At 51.1% G+C, this 1,360-nt stretch carries 2 rRNA genes; both read right to left on the minus strand.

Features of this window, described 5'->3' with window-relative positions:
* Window position 1: 1 nt before the first annotated feature.
* A 5S ribosomal RNA gene (rrf, locus tag LQ622_RS14850) occupies window positions 2-116 on the minus strand.
* A gap of 84 nt (window positions 117-200) precedes the next feature.
* A 23S ribosomal RNA gene (locus LQ622_RS14855) occupies window positions 201-1,360 on the minus strand; the annotation flags it as partial.

Consider the following 1,360-nt stretch of genomic DNA (forward strand, 5'->3'; position numbering starts at 1 on the left):
TGCCCGGCAACGTCCTACTCTCGCGGAACGTAAGCCCAACTACCATCGGCGCTAAAGAGCTTAACTTCTGTGTTCGGCATGGGAACAGGTGTGACCTCTTTGCTATCGTCACCAGACAAATAGTAATAACTTATGATGAATGTATTGTACATTCAAAACTAGATAGTAAGTAGATTTTACGGCTAAAACCGATTTAAAATTTGATTAAGTCTTCGATCGATTAGTATTCGTCAGCTACACACATTACTGCGCTTACACCCCGAACCTATTAACCTCATCATCTTTGAGGGATCTTATAACCGAAGTTGGGAAATCTCATCTTGAGGGGGGCTTCATGCTTAGATGCTTTCAGCACTTATCCCGTCCATACATAGCTACCCAGCTATGCCGCTGGCGCGACAACTGGTACACCAGAGGTATGTCCATCCCGGTCCTCTCGTACTAAGGACAGCTCCTCTCAAATTTCCTACGCCCACGACGGATAGGGACCGAACTGTCTCACGACGTTCTGAACCCAGCTCGCGTACCGCTTTAATGGGCGAACAGCCCAACCCTTGGGACCGACTACAGCCCCAGGATGCGATGAGCCGACATCGAGGTGCCAAACCTCCCCGTCGATGTGAACTCTTGGGGGAGATAAGCCTGTTATCCCCGGGGTAGCTTTTATCCGTTGAGCGATGGCCCTTCCATGCGGAACCACCGGATCACTAAGTCCGTCTTTCGACCCTGCTCGACTTGTAGGTCTCGCAGTCAAGCTCCCTTGTGCCTTTACACTCTGCGAATGATTTCCAACCATTCTGAGGGAACCTTTGAGCGCCTCCGTTACTCTTTAGGAGGCGACCGCCCCAGTCAAACTGCCCGCCTGACACTGTCTCCCACCATGATCAAATGGTGCGGGTTAGAAAGTCAACACAGCCAGGGTAGTATCCCACCAGCGCCTCCACGTAAGCTAGCGCTCACGTTTCAAAGGCTCCTACCTATCCTGTACAAGCTGTGCCAAATTTCAATATCAGGCTACAGTAAAGCTCCACGGGGTCTTTCCGTCCTGTCGCGGGTAACCTGCATCTTCACAGGTACTATGATTTCACCGAGTCTCTCGTTGAGACAGTGCCCAAATCGTTACGCCTTTCGTGCGGGTCGGAACTTACCCGACAAGGAATTTCGCTACCTTAGGACCGTTATAGTTACGGCCGCCGTTTACTGGGGCTTCGATTCGTAGCTTCGCAGAAGCTAACCACTCCTCTTAACCTTCCAGCACCGGGCAGGCGTCAGCCCCTATACATCACCTTACGGTTTAGCAGAGACCTGTGTTTTTGATAAACAGTCGCTTGGGCCTATTCACTGCGGCTCTTCAAGGCTT

The organism is Mammaliicoccus sp. N-M50 (genome assembly GCF_022386995.1).
GTDB classification, from domain to species: domain Bacteria; phylum Bacillota; class Bacilli; order Staphylococcales; family Staphylococcaceae; genus Mammaliicoccus; species Mammaliicoccus sciuri_A.